Source organism: Enterococcus thailandicus (genome assembly GCF_001886265.1).
Lineage (GTDB): Bacteria > Bacillota > Bacilli > Lactobacillales > Enterococcaceae > Enterococcus_B > Enterococcus_B thailandicus.
The window spans coordinates 23971-47348 of record NZ_JXLE01000009.1 but is presented as its reverse complement, the minus strand read 5'-3'; the positions used below and the strand labels follow the sequence as shown (position 1 = coordinate 47348).

The window sequence follows — 23378 nt, the reverse complement described above, 5'->3', positions numbered from 1 at the left end:
AGCAAAAAATTAGGCAAATTTTTTCTCAAAAAACGGATTAAATCCGCACTTTTTTTGAGTCCTACTCTTCCAATTCACCCACACTTAAAATCATGCGAATATCGTCTTCCGTTAGCTTCGTCAATTGTTCTTCGTTTCCTTGAATTACTTTTTGGAACAATTCTCGTTTTTCTTTTTGTAAAGAGTTCATTCGTTCTTCAATCGTTCCTTCAGCAATCATTCGCCAAACTTCCACCACGTTTTTCTGACCAATGCGGTGTGCCCGTCCGGCTGCTTGTTCTTCGATTGCGGGGTTCCACCACAAATCGTACAAGATAACGGTGTCTGCTCCTGTCAGATTTAGTCCGGTCCCACCAGCTTTCAATGAAATCAAAAAGACATCTCGCTCGCCGTCATTGAAAGCATCAACCATTGTTAAACGATCTTGTGGTTTTGTACTTCCACGTAAATAGAAAGTTGTCATTCCTAGCTCTGCCAGCTCTTCTTCCAAGATGCTCAACATCCCAGTAAATTGAGAGAAGAGTAATACACGTCGGTTGTTTTCTTTGGCAGCTACTAACATATCTTTCACTTGTTCTAATTTTCCTGACCCACCTTGATAATCATCAATAAACAAGCGTGGATCACAACAAATTTGGCGTAAGCGTGTTAAGCCAGCTAAAATTCCAATCCGATTTTTCTTAAATGCTTCTGCATCCATTGAAGCTACTTCTTCACGCATTTGGCGCAAATAAGCAAGATAAACCGTTTTTTGTTCTTCTGTTAAAGCAGAATATAAATTCATTTCCGTTTTTTCTGGCAAATCTTGAAGCACCGTTTGCTTATCTCTTCTCAAGACAAACGGACGAATCATTTGTGCAATCTCTTCTGTCGAAAGTTCTCTGAATTTCGTTCGATTTGGAAAGAAACCAGGCATGATTGTCGCAAATAATGACCATAGTTCTTCTAAATTATTTTCAATTGGTGTTCCGCTCAGTGCAAATCGTTGTGGAACTTGTAGTTCTCTCAAGGCTTGCGCCGTTTTCGTACTACTATTTTTTACCATTTGTGCCTCATCTAAAACCAAATATTGAATCGACATTTCTTGATAATCAGCAACGTCTTGTCGCAAACTTGCATAAGAAGTTACGCGAATATCAACGTCATTTTTAAGAAGTGTTTCCCGCTCTTTTTTATTTCCATTTATCACTTGAACACTTAAAGAAGGCGCAAATTTTCTGATTTCTGCTTGCCAATTATAAATCAGACTTGCAGGAGCAACAATCAGTGCAGATAACCCATTCTTTTCTTCTTTTTCTGAAAGTAAAAAAGCGATTGTTTGTAGCGTCTTACCTAACCCCATCTCATCAGCTAAAATTCCACCAAATTGATAATGACCGAGCATTTTTAACCACTGGAACCCTTGTCTTTGATAATCGCGCAATTTCGCATTCAGTCCCTCAGGTAACGCCACTTCATAGTTTTCTGGTTGGATCAGATCTTGTACCATTTTTTTGAAAGAATCGCTAAAGGTTGTTCGACTTCCTGATAATTGGCTTTGAACAATCAGGCCTTGATTTTTAGGTACATGGATTGTTCCTGCTTCCGAACGAATTGATTCTCTTAACTGACGCAAAACCTCACTTGTTTGTTGAAATTCTTCTGAGTCAAAAGATAAAACTTGTCCATTTTCCAACGTGTAGAACGCATCATTGCGCAACAAACTTTGTAGCACATGATCGATCTCTTTTTCCTGGATTCCTGTGACATCAAACCGGATATCTAACCATGAACCTGTTTCAGTCACTTCGATTTGCGGTTGGTGCTTTTGAGCATCTAAATACAATTCACGTAATTTTTTTCCAATTCGTACTTCACCGAACTGGCGAAAAACAGCTAATTCTGTTCTGAAAAATGCGTATAATTCTTCCCCCGCAGGCAACACCCGCTCATAACCTGTTTCATTTTCTTGATAGTGATACATCTTGAATAAGTCAATCACTCGTTGTTCTTGTGCTTGATCTCGTAAAATTTCACGAGATGAGTCTGATTGTACTTCATGCTTCTCATCAGTTGAATAAATGACATCTTCATAAATAAAATCAATTCGCGCTTGAATTTTCCCTTTGGATTTCCGGAAGAAAAACACGAATTCAACAGGAATATCTGCAACTTCCGATTCCACCTCTTCTGTCACTTCCACTTCTGCAATTTGGGTTAACAGAGGCAACAGTTCTTTAAAAAGTGAAGAAAGTTGTTGTTTTTCAAATCTGACTTGAGGTGTTTCAAAACGCTTCATTAGTTGTTGCCAGGTAAGATAGATGGTTTGCTGTTGTTTCGTTAAGGAATAGAACGTTCCTTGCATCATTCCCCATTGATAGTGAGTAAAAAATAAATCAAATGTATTTTCAGCACGTAATAGATACGCATCTTCTTCTTTAACTACTTTAAAATGCAGTGGCTTTTCTTGATCTGAAAATTCAATTCCCTGATACGTTTGTTGATCAATTATCACTTGTAAACGGGTTGTTTGATTCATCTGCTCCAACAAATATTTTGCTTGCTCTACGGGTAACATCAAATATCGCTTATCTAATTTTCCTTTGACTTGTAGACCGCTGACACCCAGTAGTTGTTGTGTTTGTGCCGTTCCAGCGAATAAGCTCAAAATCGTTTGATCTTCTCCTTGAAACGCGCGTTTATTCAATTCAAATTGATATTGTTTATTTACGGTGTAAGCTTCATTTTCGGTATAAGCTTGCAAAAAATCATAAATATTTTTGACAATATAGGTTTTCTTAGGTGCTTTTAAGTAGCCGATTCTCAAAGAAACTGCTAGTAGTGATAATTCTGGATGGTATTGATTTGTTTCAATCGCTTCAACTTGATACTCAACAATTAACGGCTGGATTGCACGCGTTGTTTGTTTCGTTTGTAAACGCGCAAACCCTTTGCTTAAAATCTCACCTTCACTAACTGTTCGAACTGGTTCAAGCATTGGCTGGTCTTTTCTCATCACTCGGGAAACATTTTTCGAACGTAGATATAATTCAACAGCCACCGTATGCTTACAATAATGATGCTCTTCCCAATAAGGACATTGGCAATAATCAACTTCCTTTGCTGTGCCATCTAAATCGACCATGTACAATTCGCTACCTAATACTTCAGCATGCCATACGGTATTTTCTTGATCAGGAACAACCGATAACACTCGACCTTCTTGCAAGTATTTGCGTCCGCGTTCAATCACTTTTTCCGGAATACTCCATTTCATCGTTATCAATCTCCCTTTATCCAAGATGATAGCGAACGGTACTTTGTCCACTACCTTTTGCATCAATTCTTATTTGTTGTAACACTCGTTCTTTTAGTTCTCTGACGTGACTGATGATTCCTATCATCCTTCCTTCGCTTTCAATCGTTTCCAAAGCTTCCATTGCCATTTCTAGTGCTTCCTCATCTAATGAGCCAAAACCTTCATCGATAAATAACGCCTCAACAGTAATTCCGCCTGACTGTGCCTGAATGACTTCGGCTAACGCTAATGCTAACGAGAGAGCAGCAATGAAACTTTCTCCTCCAGACAAGGTGTGCGCACTTCGCGTCATCCCAGCTTCGTCATCATACACGTTGATTTCCAATCCAGTTTTGCCACGATAGCTCCCAACTGAATCGGCTAACTCAAACTGATACCGATTTTTCGTTAGACGTTGTAAATGAGTATTGGCAACTTGGAGTACTTCTTGTAAGTACACTTGAAGTACATATCTTTCTAAACTGATTTTTTTCACGTTTTCCCCATTGATTGTTTGCGAAAGCTGTTGTAGCTGTGCCAACTCATCCAGTTGCTTTTGACTTGTTTGATAAAGTGCTGCAAATTCCGTCACAATCGCTTGATTATTTTCTTGTTGCTCTTGGATTTTATAAAGTGCCGTTTGCTGTTCTTCAATTACTTGCTTTCCTTGCGCAATCTGTTCAGCTAAATGGGTATCCTCTGGCACTTCAACTGACAAATCCACCGACTCTAGTTGTGCTAGTTTCGCCTTCGTAATCAATTGGTCTTCTTGATATGTTGCGACAATCGTTTTGTACTCCTCATATTCAACTTGTTGCTGAGCAAAAGACACTCCTTCATCTGCTGAATTAAAATACTCTTGTTCGGCTAACAAATCCTGAATTTTTGCTTCTGTTTTCATTTGTTTGACAGCCAATTTTGCTAATTGTTCTGTTACTTGACTAAGTTGCGCTTTCGTTAACTCAATGGATTGATTGAGTTTATCTCCGACTGCTTTTTCTTGAGCTAATTGTTTACTTTGCTCTTCTATCTGTTGAGCCAGCTGCTGGACAACTTCTTCCAGTGTATCAATTTCAACTGTTGCTAATTGTTTCTTCAATGTTTCCATTTGACCAATACTGTGCTGGTGTTTCGCCAATAAATCTGTCTGAATTTTTTGTTGTTCTTCAACTGCTTGGCGATTTTTTTCAAGTTTTACTTGCAGGGCTACTTGCTCAATCTTGGCTTTTGCCAACGTTTGCTCTTCTTGAATTATTTTTTGTTCAATTTTACTGAACAAATCTGATATTTGTTCACTGGTAACCGTTATGTTTGATGCATCCTCGGCCAAAGGAAAATCTTGTAATGATTCACTCAATACTTGTTCACAAGTTGTTACTTTTATCAATGAATCAGCTAACTCTTTTTCTTCTTTTGCCAATTGTTGTTCAAGTTTAGCTACGTACGCTTCATTTTGACCATGACGTTGGTTTAACGATTCTGCATAGGCTTCCGCATCTGCTAGCTCTTTTTCTAGCTGTTGTACAGCTTGTTGTTCAGGTACTTCATGACTGGTATTTTCTAGAGGATGTTCTACTGAACCGCAGACAGGACAAGGTTCCCCTGGCAAAAGTAATAATTGCAATCGAGCAATCTGCTGTTTCGCCCACTGACTTTTAAGTTGGGCAATCTTCACTTGATGTTTTTTTCGTTTCTCTTGAATTTCTGTGGCTTCACTACTTAACTGAGCGAGTTGTTTCTGGCTCTTTGTTTTTTGTTGGTCAAGTTTTTGTGTCACTTGTTGTGCACTTTCCCACTCTCTTTTTTGTTGCTGCAAGTTTGCGAATGCAAGCTGTTGCTTTGCTAGTTCTTCTTGTGTTGCTAGTAGTTGCGTTATTTCTTGTTGGCGTATATTCAATACCCCTTGTTGCTGTTGAAAGTCCTTTAACTGTTGTGTAGCGACGGCTAGTTCTTCATCGATCAACCGAAGTGATTTGCCTTGTTCGGTGTATTCTTTGACACGAGGAAGCAATGTTTTCTTTTCTTGATAGTCATCATTTAACCGTTCAATTGCTTTTTGCAAGTTTTGCCGTTCTTCGACTTTTTCTTTCCACTGCGTGAGTTCTTCTTGTAACTCGTCCAACAGCTCTTTCTGCTTTAATTCATCTTCAAGAAGCAATTTCCGTTCATTTTCGTATTCTTTGTTATGTGATACAGGATCAAGCAAACGTTGTCCAAACTCATAATAACGAATCCATTGTTTTTTTTCTGTTATTTCGTCTTGCATTTCAAGCAAATTCCCCATTTTTTCGAGTAACGTTTGCTTTTCTGCTCTTTGTTTTTGTACCGATTGGATTTGGTAATACTCTTTTTCTAGCTTTCCTTGAACAACTTGCTCTTTTTTCAACTGTTGTTGAACGAGTTGGATTTTCTCTGCTAACACTTGCTGTTCTTTTGTCCAACACTGCATCACTTCTTCAAAGCTCAGATCAGAAAAATCTCGTTCTTCTAGAGAAACAAAACGTTTTTGTAAAAGCAATAATTCTTGTTCTAAGTAATCAAGCGTTTTTTGTTGTTTCTTGGCTTTTTCTTTTAAAATTTCATTGAACTGTTGGAAAATCTGCGTACCAAATAAATTACGGAGTACTACTTCCTTTTCGCTACTAGATGAAATCAAAAAATTACGAAATTCCCCTTGCGGCAATAGTACGATTTGTGAAAATTGCTTAGCATCTAAGTGCAAGAGTTCTTTAATCAGCTCGTCGACTTCCCCGCGTTTCGTTAATTGACGCACTTCTTTTCCTGATTCGTTAAAAATTGTTAAGGAAACTTTCGCTGATTGCTTACGATTTCCGTCGCCTTTTAACTTAGCCAGCACTTGCTCAGGTTTGCGCGTGACTTCATAAGTTAGCTTCTGATGTTCAAACGAAAAAGTGACACTGGTTTCTTCTGCCGGTGTCGCAAATAATGAACGCATCTCTTTTCCCGAGCGCAGTCGCCCTGAAGTTTCTCCAAACAAAGCATAGGTCATCCCATCAAAGATTGTCGTCTTGCCTGCACCTGTTTTACCGCTAATCAAAAATAGTGGTGCTTCAGTCAAAAGCGAAAAATCAATGGTTTCATCAATAAAGGGACCAAAGTTTTTTAATCGTAATTTTTGTGGTTTCATCACTGATCATTCCATTTCCATTAGTTCTTGTAGAGTTTCTGTGAGCCACTTTTCTTGATGATCTGTCAGTGGTTCATCCGTTATTTCTTTAAAGAAAGTTGTCGCCATTGATTTCGGATCTTTCATTTCTACCGACTGTTTTGTCGTTATTGTATCCAGACGGCCGTTTACTCGTTCCACGCCTAAGATTCTTGGATATATTTTCCGCAACTGATTCATCATATTGGGGATGATTGTTCGGTCTGTTAAGTAGATTTGTGTGTAATTTTCCCGATTAACTGTTTGGTAAAAAGCTGGGCTCAATAGTTCTTTAAAATTTGCTTGTAGCTCTTGAATATCATGAAGAGGTGTCAATTCACGGAAAGTCAATTGTAGACGATCATTCAAATCAACTATCCAGACACCTTTTTTCTGATTGATTTCTGATAAAGAAAACTTCAACGGTGAGCCACTGTAGCGTGCATTTTCTTGGTGTAAAGCCGCTTGATTATGCAAATGACCCAATGCAACATAGTCAAAATCTTTCAGCAAGTCGCCAGACACTGCATCTAAACCACCGACTTCAATCTTTGTTTCTGAATCAGATTTTGAGCTTCCCGTTACAAAAAAGTGACTGACTAATACTTGTTTTTTATTTGGTTCAAATAGCGTCTGCATTTTTTCAACGACTAAAGTCATTGCTTGTTGAATCGTACGAATTTCATCGTCTTCAAAATATAAACGAGCAGCAATTGGTTCAAAGTAAGGTAACAAAAAGAACTGTGTGTCACCAAACGTAATCGGTTGAAACGCTTCAGCAAACTGAGTGCGCAAGAAAAAATCAGATTGACTAAACCAAGGTGTCCCTGTCGACAATCGAATGCTACTATCGTGATTGCCAGAAATTGCGAAAATCGGAAATTTTTCTTCTAAATTCCAATCAATCATCAACTGATTAAACAACTCGACTGCTTCCGTCGCTGGCACGCTTCGATCATACAAATCACCTGCGATGATGATTGCATCAACTTGTTCCTCTTTTGCTACATTCAAAATATCTGAAATAACTTGCTTTTGTTCTTCAAGCAAATCATAGCCTTGTAATTTTTTTCCAATATGCCAATCGGCTGTGTGCAAGAAACGCATATACTCACCTCAAAAAAATGTCCTTCTAATGATTATAACACTTCCCAGAAGGTCGTAACAGAAATGTTTCACATCTCCTATATCCATAAAAAAACAGAGACGAAACAAAAAACTACGAAAAAATCAAAATTGATTTTCTCGTAGCTTCTCATTTATTTTATTTCATATTTAAAATCAGGATTTACTTCTTTGTCTAATTGATCAAACGCACCTTGTGTTCGACGTTCGACTTCTTCCAAACCTTCCTTATCCATTTTCTTAATGTCAGATAAGTCAATTGGTTCTCCAAACCGAACCGTTACACGTTTGCGCTTAAACAGATCCCCCAATGTCAATGGTCCTTGGTAAACAGCCGGAACGATTTTCACTTTTGCCATTTTAGCAATCAACGCCATCCCACCTTTCAACTCTGTCGCATGGCGCGTACCACTTGGAAACATGATTAGACCCAAGTCTGTTGATTTCAATATTTTTACAGGTGTTTTGATTGCGCTTGGTCCTGGTTTATCGCGTTTGACCGGAAAAGCATTCGCATGTGTCAAAATAAATCGTAAAATCGAATTTTTGAACAACTCTTCTTTTGCCATAAAGCTAAATTTCTTTGGTGCTGCCCCAACAGCCAGGTACAATGGATCCCACCAAGTGCGATGTGGCGCAACTAATATGTAATTCTCGTCTTTAGGCAACAATTCTTTATTTTCATAATGGGCATTGCCGTTGACTATCGCTAAGACAACTCGAACAACCCCGCGCATAAATCGATAAAACATAGACTCTTCCTTTCTCTTTGCTGAACATAGATAGTATGCCTAAAAAAATCTTCCTTGGCAAGCAAACTTGGTTCTTTTTAACAAACATAGTATAATACAAACGATTATTTTATTCACTTTGGAGGGAAACCCATGCTTCACGAAGACGAACGAATTGACCAATTATACGCAGAAGATATTAAAATTATCCAAAGTGCGCAAGTTTTTTCCTTTTCACTTGATGCTGTTTTACTCGCAAATTTTGCGCGTGTGCCGAAAAGAGGACAAATCGTCGACCTATGTGCTGGAAACGGTGCAGTCGGTTTATTTTTAAGTAGAAAAACGAATGCACAGATTGATTTGATTGAACTACAGCCTCGCTTAGCCGATATGGCGAAAAGAAGCGTTGTGCTTAACCATTTAGAAGACCAAGTCACTGTTCATACCACCGATTTAAAAAATAGTTTAGCAGTTGTTCGTCATAATTCTTGTGATCTTGTTGTCTGTAATCCACCCTACTTCAAAGGATTGCCCACAAACAAAAAAAATCCAAATGAACACTTAGCCATTGCGAGACATGAGATTTATACAACACTCAATGACGTTATCCAAATCTCTAGTAAACTTTTAAAGACAAACGGGCGCTTTGCAATGGTTCATCGACCTGAACGCTTTTTAGAAATTTTAGATGTCATGCGTGAACACCAAATCATTCCAAAACGCATTCGCTTTGTCTACCCAAAAGCTGGAAAAGATGCCAATATTTTATTGATTGAAGGTATCAAAGAAGGAAAATTAGACGGGTTTAAGGTTTCTTCACCACTTATCACTTATGATGAAGATGGTCAGTATACGCCAGAATTACGTGGTATGCTTTATGGAGACTAAGCATTATTTTTATGTTCTCGCTTGTAAGGACGACACTTTTTATGGTGGATATACAACCAACCTTGAGCGAAGACTTGCCGAGCATAACAACGGGACAGGCGCCAAGTACACTCGCTTACGTAAGCGTCGCCCTTTACAAATGATTCATGCAGAATGTTTTGAAACTAGAAGTGCAGCAACCAAAGCAGAGTCTGCCTTTAAAAAATTAACTCGAAAACAAAAAGAACTTTATTTAGACACGCATCTTTCCGTTGATCTTCCCTAAGGTGTAATGGGAAACACTTATTCTTATTCCTATTTAGAACAAAAAAAGACTTGAGATGAACCTTCATCTCAAGTCTTTTTCTTATTGTGCTGTATCTAAATCTTCTGATGTATTTGCCATCGAGGATGAAGTTGCGCCATTAGTTAAATCTTCACTGTCCTGATTCGTTGCCTCGTCAGTTACTTCTGAATCTTTCGTTAACTCACTGCTTGAACTTTTACCACCTAATAACGCTTGGCTAACAAAGTGCGCATAATGGATCATTCCTTCAGGGTTTGGATGAACTTGATCGTCGTAGAACCATTCATCGTGATCTTTGCTGTAGTCATACCAATCAATCAGGGTCATATTATCATATTTTTTCGCCATTTTAGCTAGCATATCATTTACATCATTTTGCCAGCGTTTAGTTGGTACTCGAACATTTACCCAGTAAACTTTGCGATCACCTATCGTGTCCATCACACTATCAAATTGCGTTTCTGAAAATGCACCATTAGTTCCTAAACCAACCAACACGGTATCTTTCAAGAGCTCTTGTTTTTTCAGTTCTTCAAGATAAGGTTCGCTCGTATAAAGCTGGCGTCCGACGTCACCGTCCACAACTACTTTAGGATAAATTTCTTTTAAGTCCGTGGCTGCATCAAGCATAACCGAATCGCCAAAAGCTGTCAGTTCCAGTTTTTGTGCTTTCTTTCCTTGTGCCTTAGTCAAATCATATTTATCCAAAACACTCTGATCAAGTGTTCCAGAAGCTTTGCCATTTTCTTCTTTACTTTTTTCTGCTAATTTTTTATTCGCAGCAATTTTTTCTTGTAACTGTTGTTGATCCGCTGTCACAGCATTCTTTGGCGCAATCGTAAAGCCAACTAATGCAATGATGACAACTAGTAAACCTGGAACTAGCCACGGCTTTTCAAGACTAAGAATTGGTTTTTGGAACCAGCCCTTAACAACTGAAAATGTTTTGCTATAATCAAAACGTGCCAATGGTCGTTCAATATAGCGATAAGACAATTCACTAATCAACAGAATCAAAGTTACTTCAATTAACGTGTGCATCAAGACGTGGTCGCCAATATTAGAAACTTTTGCCTCATAAAAAATCATCACAGGAAATTGGTAAAGATAGATGCCATAACTTCGCTTACCAACCCAAGTAAAGATTGGGTTCGTTAACCACCTATTCCAGCTTGCGCCAGGATGAGCTGTCACCGCAACTAACACCACACACAACAAGCTAACTAACAACATCCCACCGTAATAAACAAAGTCCATATGGTCATTGAAGAAAAAGAATGCTGAAACCAATAAGACAAACGAAATCAATCCAGCGATATTCAATGTCTTCTTCGCTTGTTTAGGTATCTCTTTTTTCAATCGTGTGCTTGGCCAAACAAAAGCCAACGCACAGCCGAGCCAAATCGAAAATAGTCGTGTATCTGTTCCATAATAAACACGAGTTGGATCTGCGCCAGGTGAATACAAAATCATCATCAGGATAGCTGAAATTCCCGACATTCCCAATACGGTGTAAAAAATCCATTTTTTCTTTCGAACTAAAGTCATCAGTAAGACAAAGATAATTGGCCAAAACAGATAATTTTGTCCTTCAACTGCCAAAGACCAAATGTGAGTAAACGGTGATTCGTTGGCAAACCGATCAAAATAAGATAGCCCATTATTGATTTGCCACCAGTTATTCACATAAAACAAACTACTGATAACCGTGCCTCGCAAGTTATTTAACAAACCTCGCTGAAACAAAGTAATATACGCTGAAGCAGTAACTAATAAAAAGACTAAGCCCGGATAAAGTCGCTTCATCCTTCGAACATAAAACTGCCAAATATTTATTTTTCCATTTTGTTCCCATTCTTGTCGCAATAAATCGGTAATCAAATAACCAGATACCACAAAAAATATCGGTACGCCCAAATAACCACCTGTCATTACTCTTGGTAACAAATGATAGAGAATAACGCCCATTACGGCTAAAGAACGAATACCATCAAAGCCTGTGATATAGCGACTTTTTTTCAATCTTTTTTGTTTTTCCATTCAATCTTCCAACTTTTCATAAACTTTTTTCATTTGTAATATACGTTCATTATAAGAAAATAGCAAGACTTATTTAAACTTCTTGCCATCTTTTCTATCATCCCATAAAATTTGGCAAAAGAACAATGATTTCATCGACTTTAAGAAATTTTCAAAAGAAATAACGTAGCAACTTTTTTCACTTCCAGTCAAAAGTTAACGAGATAAGTTATTTTTTTGAAGTCATCAATAAGCAGATACAAAAAGAGGATAAAACGAACAGTCGTTTTATCCTCTTATTTTTTATTTTCTGATTAGACGCCATCTTCATAAAAACGTCCTAGAATTTGAACATTCTCTGCAATACTTACGAAAGCATCCGGGTCAGAGGCTTTCATTGCTTCTCTTAATAGCGGAAGTTCGTAACGTGTCACGATTGTCATCAAGACTGTTTGTTTGTCATGTTTGTACGCACCTTCTGCTTCATTGATAATCGTGATTCCTCGACGCATACATTTTTGGATTTCATTCACGACTTTTTCAGGATGTTTCGTCACAATCATAACCTGCATTTTCTTCTGCTTCGTGTAAAAAACATCTGTCACTTTCCCACTAACAAAAATCGACAACGTGCTATAAAACATATATTGCCAACCAAACAGAATTCCAGCAACAAACACAATCAATGCATTGAAATAAATCGAAATAGAACCAATGGATTTACCAGTTTTCTTTCGTATTGTGATACTGACAATATCTAATCCACCAGAAGACAGACCATTTCTAAGTACTAAACCAATCCCAGCACCCATCACTGCTCCACCAAATAATGCACAGATGATTGGATCTGTTGATAACACGGTTTCAGGTACGATGTGAATAAATAGCGAGGTCAAAGTAACCGTGATAAACGTGAAAATTGTAAATTTTTTACCGATTTTAAACCAGGCTAGGAAAAATAATGGAATGTTCAATAGATAAAGAGTTGTTGACACTGGTACTTCAAAACCAATCAACGTTTTGGATAAGGTTGTTAAAATTTGCGCCAGACCAGTAATTCCACTTGAATAAATATGACCTGGTTGATAAAAAAGATTTAACGCAATAGATGCAATTAATGCATAAACAATAGATACCGAAAGTTTGGTCGTATAGTCGTGATAGGCCCAATTTTCGAACGTTTTTTTCATGAAAAAGCCTCGCTTTACATAATTATGGCTCTATTATAAGGTTTTTTCTTATAAAAAAAAAGAGAAGATGGCAAAAGCTTAACACTTTTACCGTCTTCTCAGAATCATTTACAATTTAACTGATTTTTATTCTTCAATTTCAGTGACATCAATACTTAATTCTGCCAATTGAAGTGGAGAAACTAAGCTTGGTGCTTCACTCATGACATCAGCTGCTTTTCCGTTTTTAGGGAAAGCAATCACTTCACGAATATTTTCTTCACCTGCAAGTAGCATAGCAAAACGATCTAATCCTAAAGCAATTCCGCCATGTGGAGGGAAGCCGTAGTCCAACGCAGTTAATAAGAAACCAAATTGTTCTTCCATTTGTTCTTTCGTGAATCCAAGTGTTTCAAGAACTTTTTCTTGTAACTCACGAGTGTGAATCCGAATTGATCCACCACCAAGTTCATAACCATTTAAGACAATGTCGTAAGCTTCAGCATAAACTTTCGCTGGGTCTGTACCCAACAAGTCAACATCTTTGGCTTTTGGCATCGTAAATGGATGGTGCGCAGACACATAGCGACCTTCTTCTTCTGAGTATTCAAATTGTGGCCAATCAGTTACCCATAAGAAGTTGAATTTTGCTTCATCAATCAATCCCAATTCTTTGGCTAAGCGTGTACGAAGCGCACCTAATGACGCTGCGACAACTTCTACCTTATCTGCACAGAATAACAGTAAATCGCCAACTTGTGCATCCGTTGCTTGAATGATGTCTTCTCCCGCTTCACCCATGAATTTTGCGATTGGTCCTTTTAACCCATCTTCTTCCACTTTTAACCATGCAAGTCCTTTTGCTCCAAATTGACCAACATATTGACCTAAATGATCTAAATCTTTTCGAGAATAATTGCCAGCAGCACCTTTCGCATTCAATGCTTTCACTGCCCCACCGTTCTCTAAAGCCATTTGGAAGACTTTGAATTCGATTGATTTCACCGTTTCACTCAAGTCAATCAATTCCATTTCAAAACGTGTATCTGGTTTGTCACTACCGTAACGGCTCATCGCATCATCATAAGTCATTCTTGGGAATGGTAATGTTACCTCTAATCCACGAACGTCTTTCATAACTTTAGCAATCAAACCTTCAGTATAAGTTTGAATTTCTTCAGAAGTTAAAAATGTTGTTTCAATATCGACTTGGGTAAATTCCGGTTGGCGGTCGCCACGTAAGTCTTCATCTCGGAAGCAACGGACGATTTGGTAGTAACGATCAAATCCTGCATTCATCAATAACTGCTTAAATAATTGTGGTGATTGAGGCAACGCATAGAAATGACCTGCATGAACACGAGAAGGAACTAAATAGTCACGCGCGCCTTCAGGTGTTGATTTACCTAAATAAGGTGTTTCAATGTCTAGAAAATCATTGTCATCCAAATAACGACGAATAGCTTTAGTTGTTTCGTGACGCATTTTGATATTCTTTGTCATTTTTGGACGACGTAAATCTAAATAGCGATATTTCAAGCGAACTTCATCGCTGATTGTTTGGTCATCTTCAATTGAAAACGGAGGTGTTTTCGCTTGGTTTAAAATCGTAATTTCATTGGCAATAATTTCGACTTCACCTGTCGCCATTTTCGGATTGACTGCATTTTCGCCACGACGTTTGACGATACCAGTAACTTCAATCACATATTCACTTCGGCATTTATCAGCTACTGACCAAGCATCTTTTGAAATTTCTGGGTTGAAGACTACTTGTACAATTCCTTCACGGTCACGTAAGTCAATAAAAATCAATCCGCCTAAATCACGACGCTTTTGTACCCACCCTTTCAGTGTAACTGTTTGATCTAATTGTTCTTGGGAAACAAGTCCACAATAAATTGTCCTTTTTGCCATCGTTCTCTCTCCTTCTTACTCAAATAATGTCGTTGTCATTTCATCATACACTTCATCAAATCGTTGATAGATTTCTTGTAATGAAAAGCTTTTTTCTTTACGATCTGCCATTGACTTCACATTAATTGTTTGGTTATTTAATTCATCTTCCCCAAGCACTAGCACTAATTTGGCATTTGCTTTATCCGCTGTCTTGAACTGAGCTTTCGCTTTACGATTCATAACATCACGATCTGCAGAGAAGCCAAAGTTACGAATTGCTTGAACAACTTTTAGTGCTTCAAGATTTGTGGCTTCACCAATTCCAACTACGTAAGCATCTAATTCATTTAAGGCTGGAATAACTACTTCTTCTGCCTCCATAGTTAACAAGATACGTTCGATTCCCATTGCAAAACCAAATGCTGGTGTTTCTGGTCCACCAAGTTCTTCTACCAAGCGATCATAACGACCACCCGCACAAATCGTCGCTTGGGCACCCATTTTTGGCGCATCACTCATAATTTCAAAGATAGTATGTGTATAGTAATCTAGACCACGAACCATATTGCTATCAATCTCATAAGGAATTTCTAGTGCATCTAACATCGTTGTTACTGTTTCAAAATGTTTCTTAGCTGATTCACTTAAATAATCTAAAATCGAAGGTGCATCCACAACAAATTTTCGGTCTCGTTTATCTTTACTGTCAAGGACACGTAAAGGATTTTGGTGTAAACGGCGTTTTGAATCTTCACTTAATTCATTTTCAACTGGTTCTAAGTAGTCAATCAACGCTTGGCGATAAGCTTGGCGTGTTTCTTGATCTCCTAAAGAATTGATAACCAAGCGAATTTGTGTGATACCCAACTGTTTAAAGAAGTCTAGCGCCATTGCCATACTTTCAACGTCTGTTGCTGGATTATCTGAACCAAATGCCTCAACACCAATTTGGTGAAATTGACGCAAACGGCCTTTTTGTGGACGTTCATAGCGGAACATTGGCCCCATATAAAAAGTTTTGTAAGGTTTAGCAAACTCTGGTCCAAATAATTTGTGTTCTACAAACGAACGAACGATTGGCGCTGTTCCTTCTGGACGTAAAGTTACATGACGATCACCTTTGTCATAAAAATCATACATTTCTTTTGAAACGATATCTGTCGTATCTCCTACACTACGTGAGATAACTTCATAATGTTCAAAAATCGGCGTGCGCATTTCATTGTATTGATAATCTCTAAATAATAAGCGTGCTGTCTCTTCAATAAATTGCCATTTTTCTGATTCACCGGGTAAAATATCATTCGTTCCTTTTGGTCTTTGGAAGTTCATACATCTCTCTCCTTTTCTTTTATGTAACTAAGTGAAAATAAAAAAATTCACCCCTGTTCACAATGAACAAGGGTGAATGAAAGTCATACACGGTACCACCTAATTTTGAAAGATTTCTCTTTCCTCTCACGAATAACGCTCGTACGCGGGACGGCTTTGCACGCGTCCATCTCCAGAGTGTCTTTTCGGTAACCAACTCTTGAATCATTTTCAGCCTCGATGATTCTCTCTTTCTAAAAGTATCGGTAACTTACTCGCTCTTTCAGTGATTTTCTATATTACCTACAACTTACTAAAAACACATCTTAAAGTCAAGAATATTTGCCCTAAAAGTTGGACTATGCTCATTTCATTTTTCAAAAGACGATTTAGTTTTGCATTTTTTTTGTTTGTTTTAAACTAAAAGCAAAGGGAGGAATGCAACATGGCAGAAGTAAGAATCGGACATTCACAAGTATATGCAGAACAACTTGGTTTAGGAGCAAATGCCGTTGGCGGTCACAATTTATTTCCTCATTTAGAAGATGAAGTTGGGAAACAAATCATTCGAACAGCACTCGATAATGGAATCAACCTTCTTGATACGGCTTATGCCTATGGTTTTGGACGTTCTGAAGAACTAATTGGTGAAGTTTTAAAAGAAAAAGAATATGATCGTTCACGCGTAATCATTGCAACTAAGGCGGCTCATGACCCCAACAATTCTGGGAAATTCAATAATACACCCGAATTTTTGACACAGGCTGTTGAAGAGGCATTGAAAAGACTACAAACAAATTATATTGATATTTTTTATATTCATTTTCCAGATGAAACAACGCCAAAAAATGAAGCAATTGCTGCTTTGCATCAATTAAAAGAAGCAGGGAAAATTCGAGCAATCGGCGTTTCAAACTTTTCTTTAGCACAACTAAAAGAAGCGAATCAAGAAGGGTATGTGGATATCATCGAAGACCATTACAGCTTGATTCAACGAAAAGCAGAGACCGAACTTTTTCCTTACATCAAACAACATAAAATTAGTTTTGTTCCTTATTTCCCATTAGCTTCAGGTTTGTTGACTGGTAAATATCAGATTGGACAACCACTTTCATTTTCCAAAGGTGACCTTCGATTAAAACAGCCAAATTTTCAGGGCGAACGCTTTGAAAAAATCATTCGTACGGTTGAGCAGCTAAGACCACTTGCAGCGAACTATCAAACGAACATCGCTCAATTAGTCTTAGCTTGGTATATGAAAAATCCGGTTATCTCTTTCGTAATCCCGGGTGCAAAGAAACCAGAACAAGTTGCAATCAATGCTCAAGCTTTAGACATTCATTTGACAAATGAAGACTATCAAAAGATAGATCAATTATTTGCCGAATTTTAATTAGGACAATCTTATTTCTTTTTTCTTCACTAGCTAAGAGACTGGGATAAACCTAAAAAAACCAGTCGTTTTGAACACATTTCCAATTAAAGAAAGCCTAAAACCAACGTTTTCAAAAACGAATTTTAGGCTTTTTTTCTATTTAGACTTCCTTTTCTACCAGCACCTTTTTTGTATTCAACACTGACAAAATATGCCTTATTTCCCGTCGTACTTACCATCTTTGCTAAACAAAAAATAAACTACTGTTCCGAACCCGACTAGTGCAATAATGCTTCCGACAATTGGAACCCAATTAGCATATTCGCCTGCTAACATAAGTATTGCCCCGCCAATAAATAAAAAACCACCAGCTAATAAATTTTTCATCATTACTCCTCCTCTTTTTCATATTTCTCCATCAATATAACACGGAATCACAAAAAAATTGTCCTCACTGTATCGCAAAACTCAGGTCCAAGTTCCTGTGTAAGAAATTCGTGCAGAAAGTAAGTTTGGCGCAGCGATTGATTTCTATGTTGAAAAAGTAAATCCTCTTAACTGGACTTGATGTAACCCGATTGATTGCGAAACTTTACAACGTCCGGCTTTTTTTCATTCGATGTTCCAATAAGTTTCAGAAAAATACATTCACTCCTAACTTTATCAACGACTTTGGGTTGTACAAGAGTATTGTCCAACCCAAAGTACAAATGAAAAACAAAAATCGACATAGCATCTACCTGCCATGTCGATTTTCACCTAAACTATTTTCGTAGTTAAGGGAACCGTTATCTCTGGTTTTTTATTTGTTTTGGGAGTCGATTAAAATGGTTACGGGGCCGTCATTCACTAAAGACACATCCATATCTTCACCAAACTTCCCAGTTGAAACTGGAATACCACGTTGTTTCAAACCAGTATTAAATGCTTCGTACAATGGAATAGCTGTTTCTGGACGAGCAGCAGCAATAAAACTTGGTCGATTCCCTTTTTTAGTATCTGCAAATAACGTAAATTGTGAAATGCTTAGTATTTGACCACCAATATCTTCAATACTTGTGTTCATTTTTCCTTGTTCATCTTCAAAAATACGCATTTGTGCGATTTTTTTGACCAAATACTCCACATCGTTTTGAGTATCTGTTTCATGAATACCTAATAAAATTAATAGCCCTTGATTGATTTTACCAATTTCTTGACCATTAATCGTAACTGCCGCACGACTCACTCGTTGAATGACTGCTCGCATCAAATTCTCCCTCTCTTCACGTTTATCCGTTCATTCGACGTACACTATAGACATCTGGAACAGACTTGATTTTATCTACAATACTTTTTAAGTGTGTTAAGTTCTGAATCCCTACAGTTAAATGGATTGTTGCCATCTTATCTTTGTTTGTGCGAGCTTCCACACTATTAAGATTTTTTGTCATCGAATTAACTGTTTGTAAAACATCATTTAACAGTCCTGAACGATTGTATCCATAAATTTCTAGGTCAGCATCGTATTCTTTTTTTGAATTTGAAGTGTCTTCCCATTCTACCTCGATTAACCGTTCAGCAACATTTGGTTTATCTGGCTGAACATTAGGACAATCACGACGATGAATGGAAATTCCTCGACCTTTTGTAATATATCCAACGATATTGTCTCCTGGAACTGGATTACAACACCGACTGATGCGAATAAGCAAGTTTTCGACGCCTTGAATCACCACGCCGCCTTCATGACGAACCTTCATTTTTTCTGGTTCTTTTTTCGGTTGGTTCATCAATTCATTGGCTTCTTGTTTTTGTTGCTCGATTTTTTGTTCACGACGTTCTTTTTCAGTTAATCGATTTGCCATCGTTAACGGACTGATTTCACCATAACCTACAGCAGCATAAATATCATCTTCGTTATTGTAATTAAAACGATCCAATACTTCTTGCAATTTTTCTTTGGTCAAAATATCTTTTGGTAAGAAACCAAGATCAGAAATACATTTGGTAACTGATTCATGGCCTTTGACAATATTCTCTTCGCGATCTTGTGCTTTAAAGAAACGTTTGATTTTATTTTTTGCTTTACTTGTTGCAACAATTTTTAACCAGTCACGGCTTGGACCAAATGAATTAGGCGAAGTTAAGATTTCAATGATATCGCCATTTTTCAATTTGTAATCTAATTGAACCATTTTCCCGTTCACTTTTGCACCAGTTGTCTTATTTCCAATATCGGTATGGATACTGTAAGAGAAATCTAGTGGTCCTGATCCTTTAGGAAGCTCAGTTACATCTCCTTTTGGTGTAAAGACATACACTTTATCGCTGAAAATATCTCCTTTGACACCTTCCATAAAGTCAGATGCATCATAACTTTCGTCTTGCAATTCAATAATTTCATGGAACCAGCTTAATTGTTTCGTCATTCCATCAGGTTCTACTTTATCATTTTTTCCTTCTTTATAAGCCCAGTGTGCTGCTACCCCAAATTCCGCGATTTCATGCATTTCTTGCGTGCGAATTTGAATTTCAACAGGATTTCCCGCTGGACCAATCACTGTCGTATGCAAAGATTGATACATGTTAGCTTTTGGCATAGCAATATAATCTTTAAATCGCCCAGGCATTGGTTTCCATTTCGTATGGATCGCGCCTAAGACTGCATAACAATCTTTGATTGAATCAACGATGACTCGGATAGCCAGTAAATCATAGATTTCACTAAATTGTTTTTTCTGGTCTTTCATTTTTCGATAAATCGAATAGATATGCTTTGGACGGCCATATATTTCTGCATAGATACCTAGTTCTTCTGTTGCCAATCGAATATCTTCCACCGTAGCATTCACGTATTGCTCACGTTCTTCACGTTTTGATCGCATTAAATGAACGATTCGGTAATATTGTTTTGGATTCAGATAACGTAGAGCGGTATCTTCCAATTCCCATTTGATTCGGCTAATCCCCAAACGGTGTGCTAATGGTGCATAGATTTCTAGTGTTTCTTGTGCGATTCGACGTTGTTTGTCTTCACGTAAGTGCTTTAGCGTGCGCATATTATGAAGACGGTCTGCCAATTTCACCATGATTACACGTAAGTCTTGTGCCATTGCTAACAACATTTTACGATGATTCTCTGCCAATTGTTCTTCATGAGATTTATATTTGATTTTTCCCAATTTCGTCACGCCGTCAACCAGCATGGCTACATCATCACCAAATTCTTCTCGCAAATCATCCAAAGTTACTTCTGTATCTTCAACTACATCATGTAAAAATCCTGTTGCTACAGTGTGTGGATCCATTTTTAACTCAGCTAAGATTCCAGCAACTTGGATCGGATGAATAATATAAGGCTCCCCAGATTTTCTAAATTGTCCGTCATGTGCTGCTGTTGCATAGTCACATGCTTTTTGTACGAATGCAACATGATCCGGTCCCATATATTTGCTAACAAGCGCAATAACGCCAGGACCTGTTAAAATTTCTTCTTTTGACATACAAACCGATCCCCCTTTCGTTTCGATAGCAAAACAGGAGAGGTATCTGAAATCACAATTTCTAAATTACAGTTAACTGGTATAAAGAATTCGTTTTTCCACGAATGGTATTAAAAAATAACTCCGAAAAAACAACGCATCATCACACAAAAATCTAAAAATAATTTGTGGTGCCTTTTGTCAATTCCATCGGAGCTAGTTAATTTGTCCCAACCTCTTTTATTTTTTATCGGACTCTTGAACGGTTATTGCTACTATTATACAAATTGTCGTTTATTTTTTCAATTCTATCATGTTCAAATTTATTAAGAAAAGTTCAAATGACTTATGGCAATTCTTGTAAGGCCATTCGCAACTAATTTTTGCTTTTCTTGTGATGTAATCTGGTGCACGTTAATTGTTAATGCTAGCTTAGTCGCCGTATCCGATTTAAAAATTTCCGCTAGACGTAAAGCTTCTCGATAAGGCAAATCTTCTCCTAATGATAAGCGTGTCCACCCTAATGGTTTCATCGCACGCTCAAATTTCACCAGTGTCAGTTCCTTTACTTGACGTGTGTCTAAATAAAAGCTTAATTTCCCATTACTTAAAGCTAGAGAAAACAACGACTCGCGCAATTCTTTTACTCGAACTGGGTGTTCAAAAATATCTGCTAGGTTCACACAAACTTCGAGAAACCCCGCTCCTGCTTGATACGCATGTGCGGCTTCAAACACTTTTTTCTCCACTGTACTTGCTCCCAATGGAAAATCAATTACACTCCCAATTTGGATCGCTGAATCTGCTAAAAGATACTTTACTCGTGCAATTTGAGTAGGCAAAACAACGATTTCCGTTGCGCCTCCTGCAACTAACCGGTACACTGTTTCTTTTAACAAGTCATCACTCATTTGATGATCCAATAATCGTACGCGAATGGATGCTTTATTTTCCATCCTGTTCACCTAGTAATTCCCATTGATAGCTCGCGGCACTCAATAAATATAATGGCGCTGTTTCCGTTCGCAAAATCCTTGGGCCTAAGCCACAAATAACTGCACCTTCTGCCGATAGTTTTTCCACTTCAGCTGTCGTTAATCCACCTTCTGGCCCAAAAATTGCCAAAATACGTTGTCCTGAGCCCGATTTTTGTAAGGCTTGTGCTAAGTTAGCTAATTCTCCTTGCTTAGCTGACTCTTCGTAGGCAACTAACACCTTGTCGTAAGAAGAAATTTGTTGATAAAATTCGCTGGCTGTACTCAACAATTCTACTTGTGGTACTACTTGGCGATGTGCTTGTTCGGCAGCTTCTTGAGCAATTTTTGCTAAACGTTGTTGTCGTTTGTTTCGCTTCTTTTCATCCCATTTAACAACCGACGTTTTTGCCGGAAAGCCAAGAAATGCGTGTGCCCCAAGTTCCGTTCCTTTTTGCACAATCCAGTCTAGTTTTTCACCTTTTGGATAACCGCTTGCAATGGTAATCATACTTGGTAATTCCTTTTGCCCTTGTTCTTTCATTACCTCTTTTAATTCAACTTCATTTTCTGTGATAGCAGTAATTTCAGCGATGATTGCCACTTGGTCGCTAAAAGCTAAGTAAACACGATCTTCTGGCGTCATACGCATAACACGAGTTATATGATGATATGGCTCACCAACTAATACAAAACGGTCTTTTTGCTGGTATGGTTCTTCCAAAAAATAACGTTGCATTTAGTCCACCTCAGGTTTTTTCAAAATAATTGCATACCAATCTTTTTGTTGGAAAATTTGATCAGCTACAAATCCTTGCGCCTCCATAGCATCAATAACCATTTGTTTTTTATCTTCAATAATTCCAGAGACAACCAGAGTGCCTGTTTGCTTTAATAAACGCCAAGCATCAGGAATCATCAATAAAATAATATCAGCTAAAATATTAGCAACAATTACGTCACTCTCAATCTCGATTCCGTTCAATAAATCATTGGCAGCAACATGAACATCTTTTGCAATTTCATTCATGTCCATATTTTCCTTTGCTGAACGAACAGCTACATCGTCAAGATCGTACGCATAAACTTCCTTTGCACCTAAATATTTGGCAGCAATACTTAACACGCCTGAGCCTGTACCAACGTCTAGTACCGTCTCACCACCGCGTAAAACAGATTCCAATGCTTCCAAAGTCAGCAAGGTCGTTGGATGTGTTCCTGTTCCAAAAGCCATACCTGGATCTAATGTAATGATTTTTTCCATTGGATCTTGTGTCGTATAATTTTCCCAGCTCGGAGCAACAGTCAACATTCGCGTAATACGGACAGGATGATAGTACTTTTTCCAAGCCGTTGCCCAGTTACTTTCTTCTACTTCACTAACCGTTACAATATTTTTCCCAATGGCCAGGCCAAATTCAGGCAATTGTGTCACGCGGTCTTTGATAAAAGGTAGAATTTCTGGCAAGAAAATTGTTTCTGGAAAATATGCCATGACTAGCGCACCCTCAGTTAATGAGGTAAAATCAGCTTTATCTAAAATTTCACCATACTGATCTGATTTAAAATTTTCAACATCAAGCGCATCTTCGATAGCCACACCACTTGCTCCTGCTTCCATTAAAATATTGGCAACAGCTTCGACTGCCTCACTCGCTGTTTCTACTTTGACTTCGTTCCATTTCATCGCTATC

At 37.9% G+C, this 23378-nt stretch carries 17 protein-coding genes; 3 read left to right on the top strand and 14 right to left on the bottom strand.

Annotated features, from left to right (window positions below; genetic code table 11):
- Positions 1-61: 61 nt before the first annotated feature.
- The 4 genes from RV17_RS07745 to RV17_RS07730 form a co-directional block, all read right to left on the bottom strand.
- Positions 62-3256 (bottom strand): DEAD/DEAH box helicase, encoded by a 3195-nt coding sequence (locus RV17_RS07745; protein WP_071868921.1) that lies wholly within the window; start codon positions 3254-3256, stop codon positions 62-64.
- A 16-nt stretch (positions 3257-3272) separates the two neighbouring features.
- The gene (locus RV17_RS07740; protein ID WP_071868920.1) at positions 3273-6425 is read right to left on the bottom strand and encodes an AAA family ATPase; all 3153 of its coding nucleotides are present in this window, start codon (positions 6423-6425) and stop codon (positions 3273-3275) included.
- Between the two features lie 6 nt (positions 6426-6431).
- Complete coding sequence (locus tag RV17_RS07735) at positions 6432-7550, bottom strand: exonuclease SbcCD subunit D (RefSeq protein WP_067483029.1); 1119 nt, start codon at positions 7548-7550, stop codon at positions 6432-6434.
- A gap of 152 nt (positions 7551-7702) precedes the next feature.
- Entirely contained in the window at positions 7703-8320 is a 618-nt protein-coding gene (locus RV17_RS07730) for a lysophospholipid acyltransferase family protein (protein ID WP_067483031.1), read from the bottom strand.
- Positions 8321-8452: 132 nt separating this feature from the next.
- On the opposite strand from RV17_RS07730, the gene RV17_RS07725 reads away from it, so the two are divergent.
- Both RV17_RS07725 and RV17_RS07720 read left to right on the top strand, forming a co-directional pair.
- Positions 8453-9187, top strand: a complete 735-nt coding sequence (locus tag RV17_RS07725; protein WP_071868919.1) for a tRNA1(Val) (adenine(37)-N6)-methyltransferase — start codon at positions 8453-8455, stop codon at positions 9185-9187.
- Positions 9177-9452 carry a GIY-YIG nuclease family protein gene (locus tag RV17_RS07720; RefSeq protein WP_067483035.1) on the top strand — a complete coding sequence of 92 codons (276 nt, stop codon included), beginning with the start codon at positions 9177-9179 and terminating at the stop codon, positions 9450-9452. Before RV17_RS07725 ends, RV17_RS07720 begins: the two co-directional genes overlap by 11 nt.
- An 81-nt stretch (positions 9453-9533) precedes the next feature.
- On the opposite strand, the gene RV17_RS07715 is transcribed toward RV17_RS07720, so the two are convergent.
- The 4 genes from RV17_RS07715 to hisS form a co-directional block, all read right to left on the bottom strand.
- Entirely contained in the window at positions 9534-11513 is a 1980-nt protein-coding gene (locus RV17_RS07715) for an acyltransferase family protein (protein WP_071868918.1), read from the bottom strand.
- Between the two features lie 293 nt (positions 11514-11806).
- Entirely contained in the window at positions 11807-12682 is an 876-nt protein-coding gene (locus RV17_RS07710; protein ID WP_067483039.1) for a YitT family protein, read from the bottom strand.
- Positions 12683-12808: 126 nt separating this feature from the next.
- Positions 12809-14578, bottom strand: a complete 1770-nt coding sequence (gene aspS / locus RV17_RS07705) for an aspartate--tRNA ligase (protein ID WP_071868917.1) — start codon at positions 14576-14578, stop codon at positions 12809-12811.
- Positions 14579-14593: 15 nt separating this feature from the next.
- Positions 14594-15892, bottom strand: a complete 1299-nt coding sequence (hisS, locus tag RV17_RS07700; RefSeq protein ID WP_071868916.1) for a histidine--tRNA ligase — start codon at positions 15890-15892, stop codon at positions 14594-14596.
- A 424-nt stretch (positions 15893-16316) separates the two neighbouring features.
- Here hisS and RV17_RS07690 point away from each other — a divergent pair, with 424 nt between their 5' ends.
- A complete protein-coding gene (locus RV17_RS07690) occupies positions 16317-17264 on the top strand; it encodes an aldo/keto reductase (RefSeq protein WP_071868914.1) in 948 nt (315 codons plus the stop codon).
- 198 nt (positions 17265-17462) lie between these two features.
- Here RV17_RS07690 and RV17_RS13455 read toward each other — a convergent pair whose 3' ends face one another.
- From RV17_RS13455 to prmA, 6 genes are all read right to left on the bottom strand, one after another.
- Positions 17463-17633, bottom strand: coding sequence for a hypothetical protein (locus tag RV17_RS13455; RefSeq protein ID WP_169819333.1), 171 nt, complete (start codon positions 17631-17633; stop codon positions 17463-17465).
- Positions 17634-18048: 415 nt separating this feature from the next.
- Positions 18049-18495, bottom strand: a complete 447-nt coding sequence (gene dtd, locus RV17_RS07685; RefSeq protein WP_067483047.1) for a D-aminoacyl-tRNA deacylase — start codon at positions 18493-18495, stop codon at positions 18049-18051.
- Between the two features lie 22 nt (positions 18496-18517).
- Complete coding sequence (locus tag RV17_RS07680; RefSeq protein WP_067483049.1) at positions 18518-20731, bottom strand: RelA/SpoT family protein; 2214 nt, start codon at positions 20729-20731, stop codon at positions 18518-18520.
- A gap of 305 nt (positions 20732-21036) precedes the next feature.
- Positions 21037-21666: a hypothetical protein gene (locus tag RV17_RS07675; protein ID WP_071868913.1), complete on the bottom strand. Its 630-nt coding sequence runs from the start codon at positions 21664-21666 to the stop codon at positions 21037-21039.
- The gene (locus tag RV17_RS07670; protein WP_071868912.1) at positions 21656-22423 is read right to left on the bottom strand and encodes a 16S rRNA (uracil(1498)-N(3))-methyltransferase; all 768 of its coding nucleotides are present in this window, start codon (positions 22421-22423) and stop codon (positions 21656-21658) included. Before RV17_RS07670 ends, RV17_RS07675 begins: the two co-directional genes overlap by 11 nt.
- Positions 22424-23371, bottom strand: coding sequence for a 50S ribosomal protein L11 methyltransferase (prmA, locus tag RV17_RS07665; protein ID WP_071868911.1), 948 nt, complete (start codon positions 23369-23371; stop codon positions 22424-22426). It lies immediately after the preceding gene.
- Positions 23372-23378: the final 7 nt, after the last annotated feature.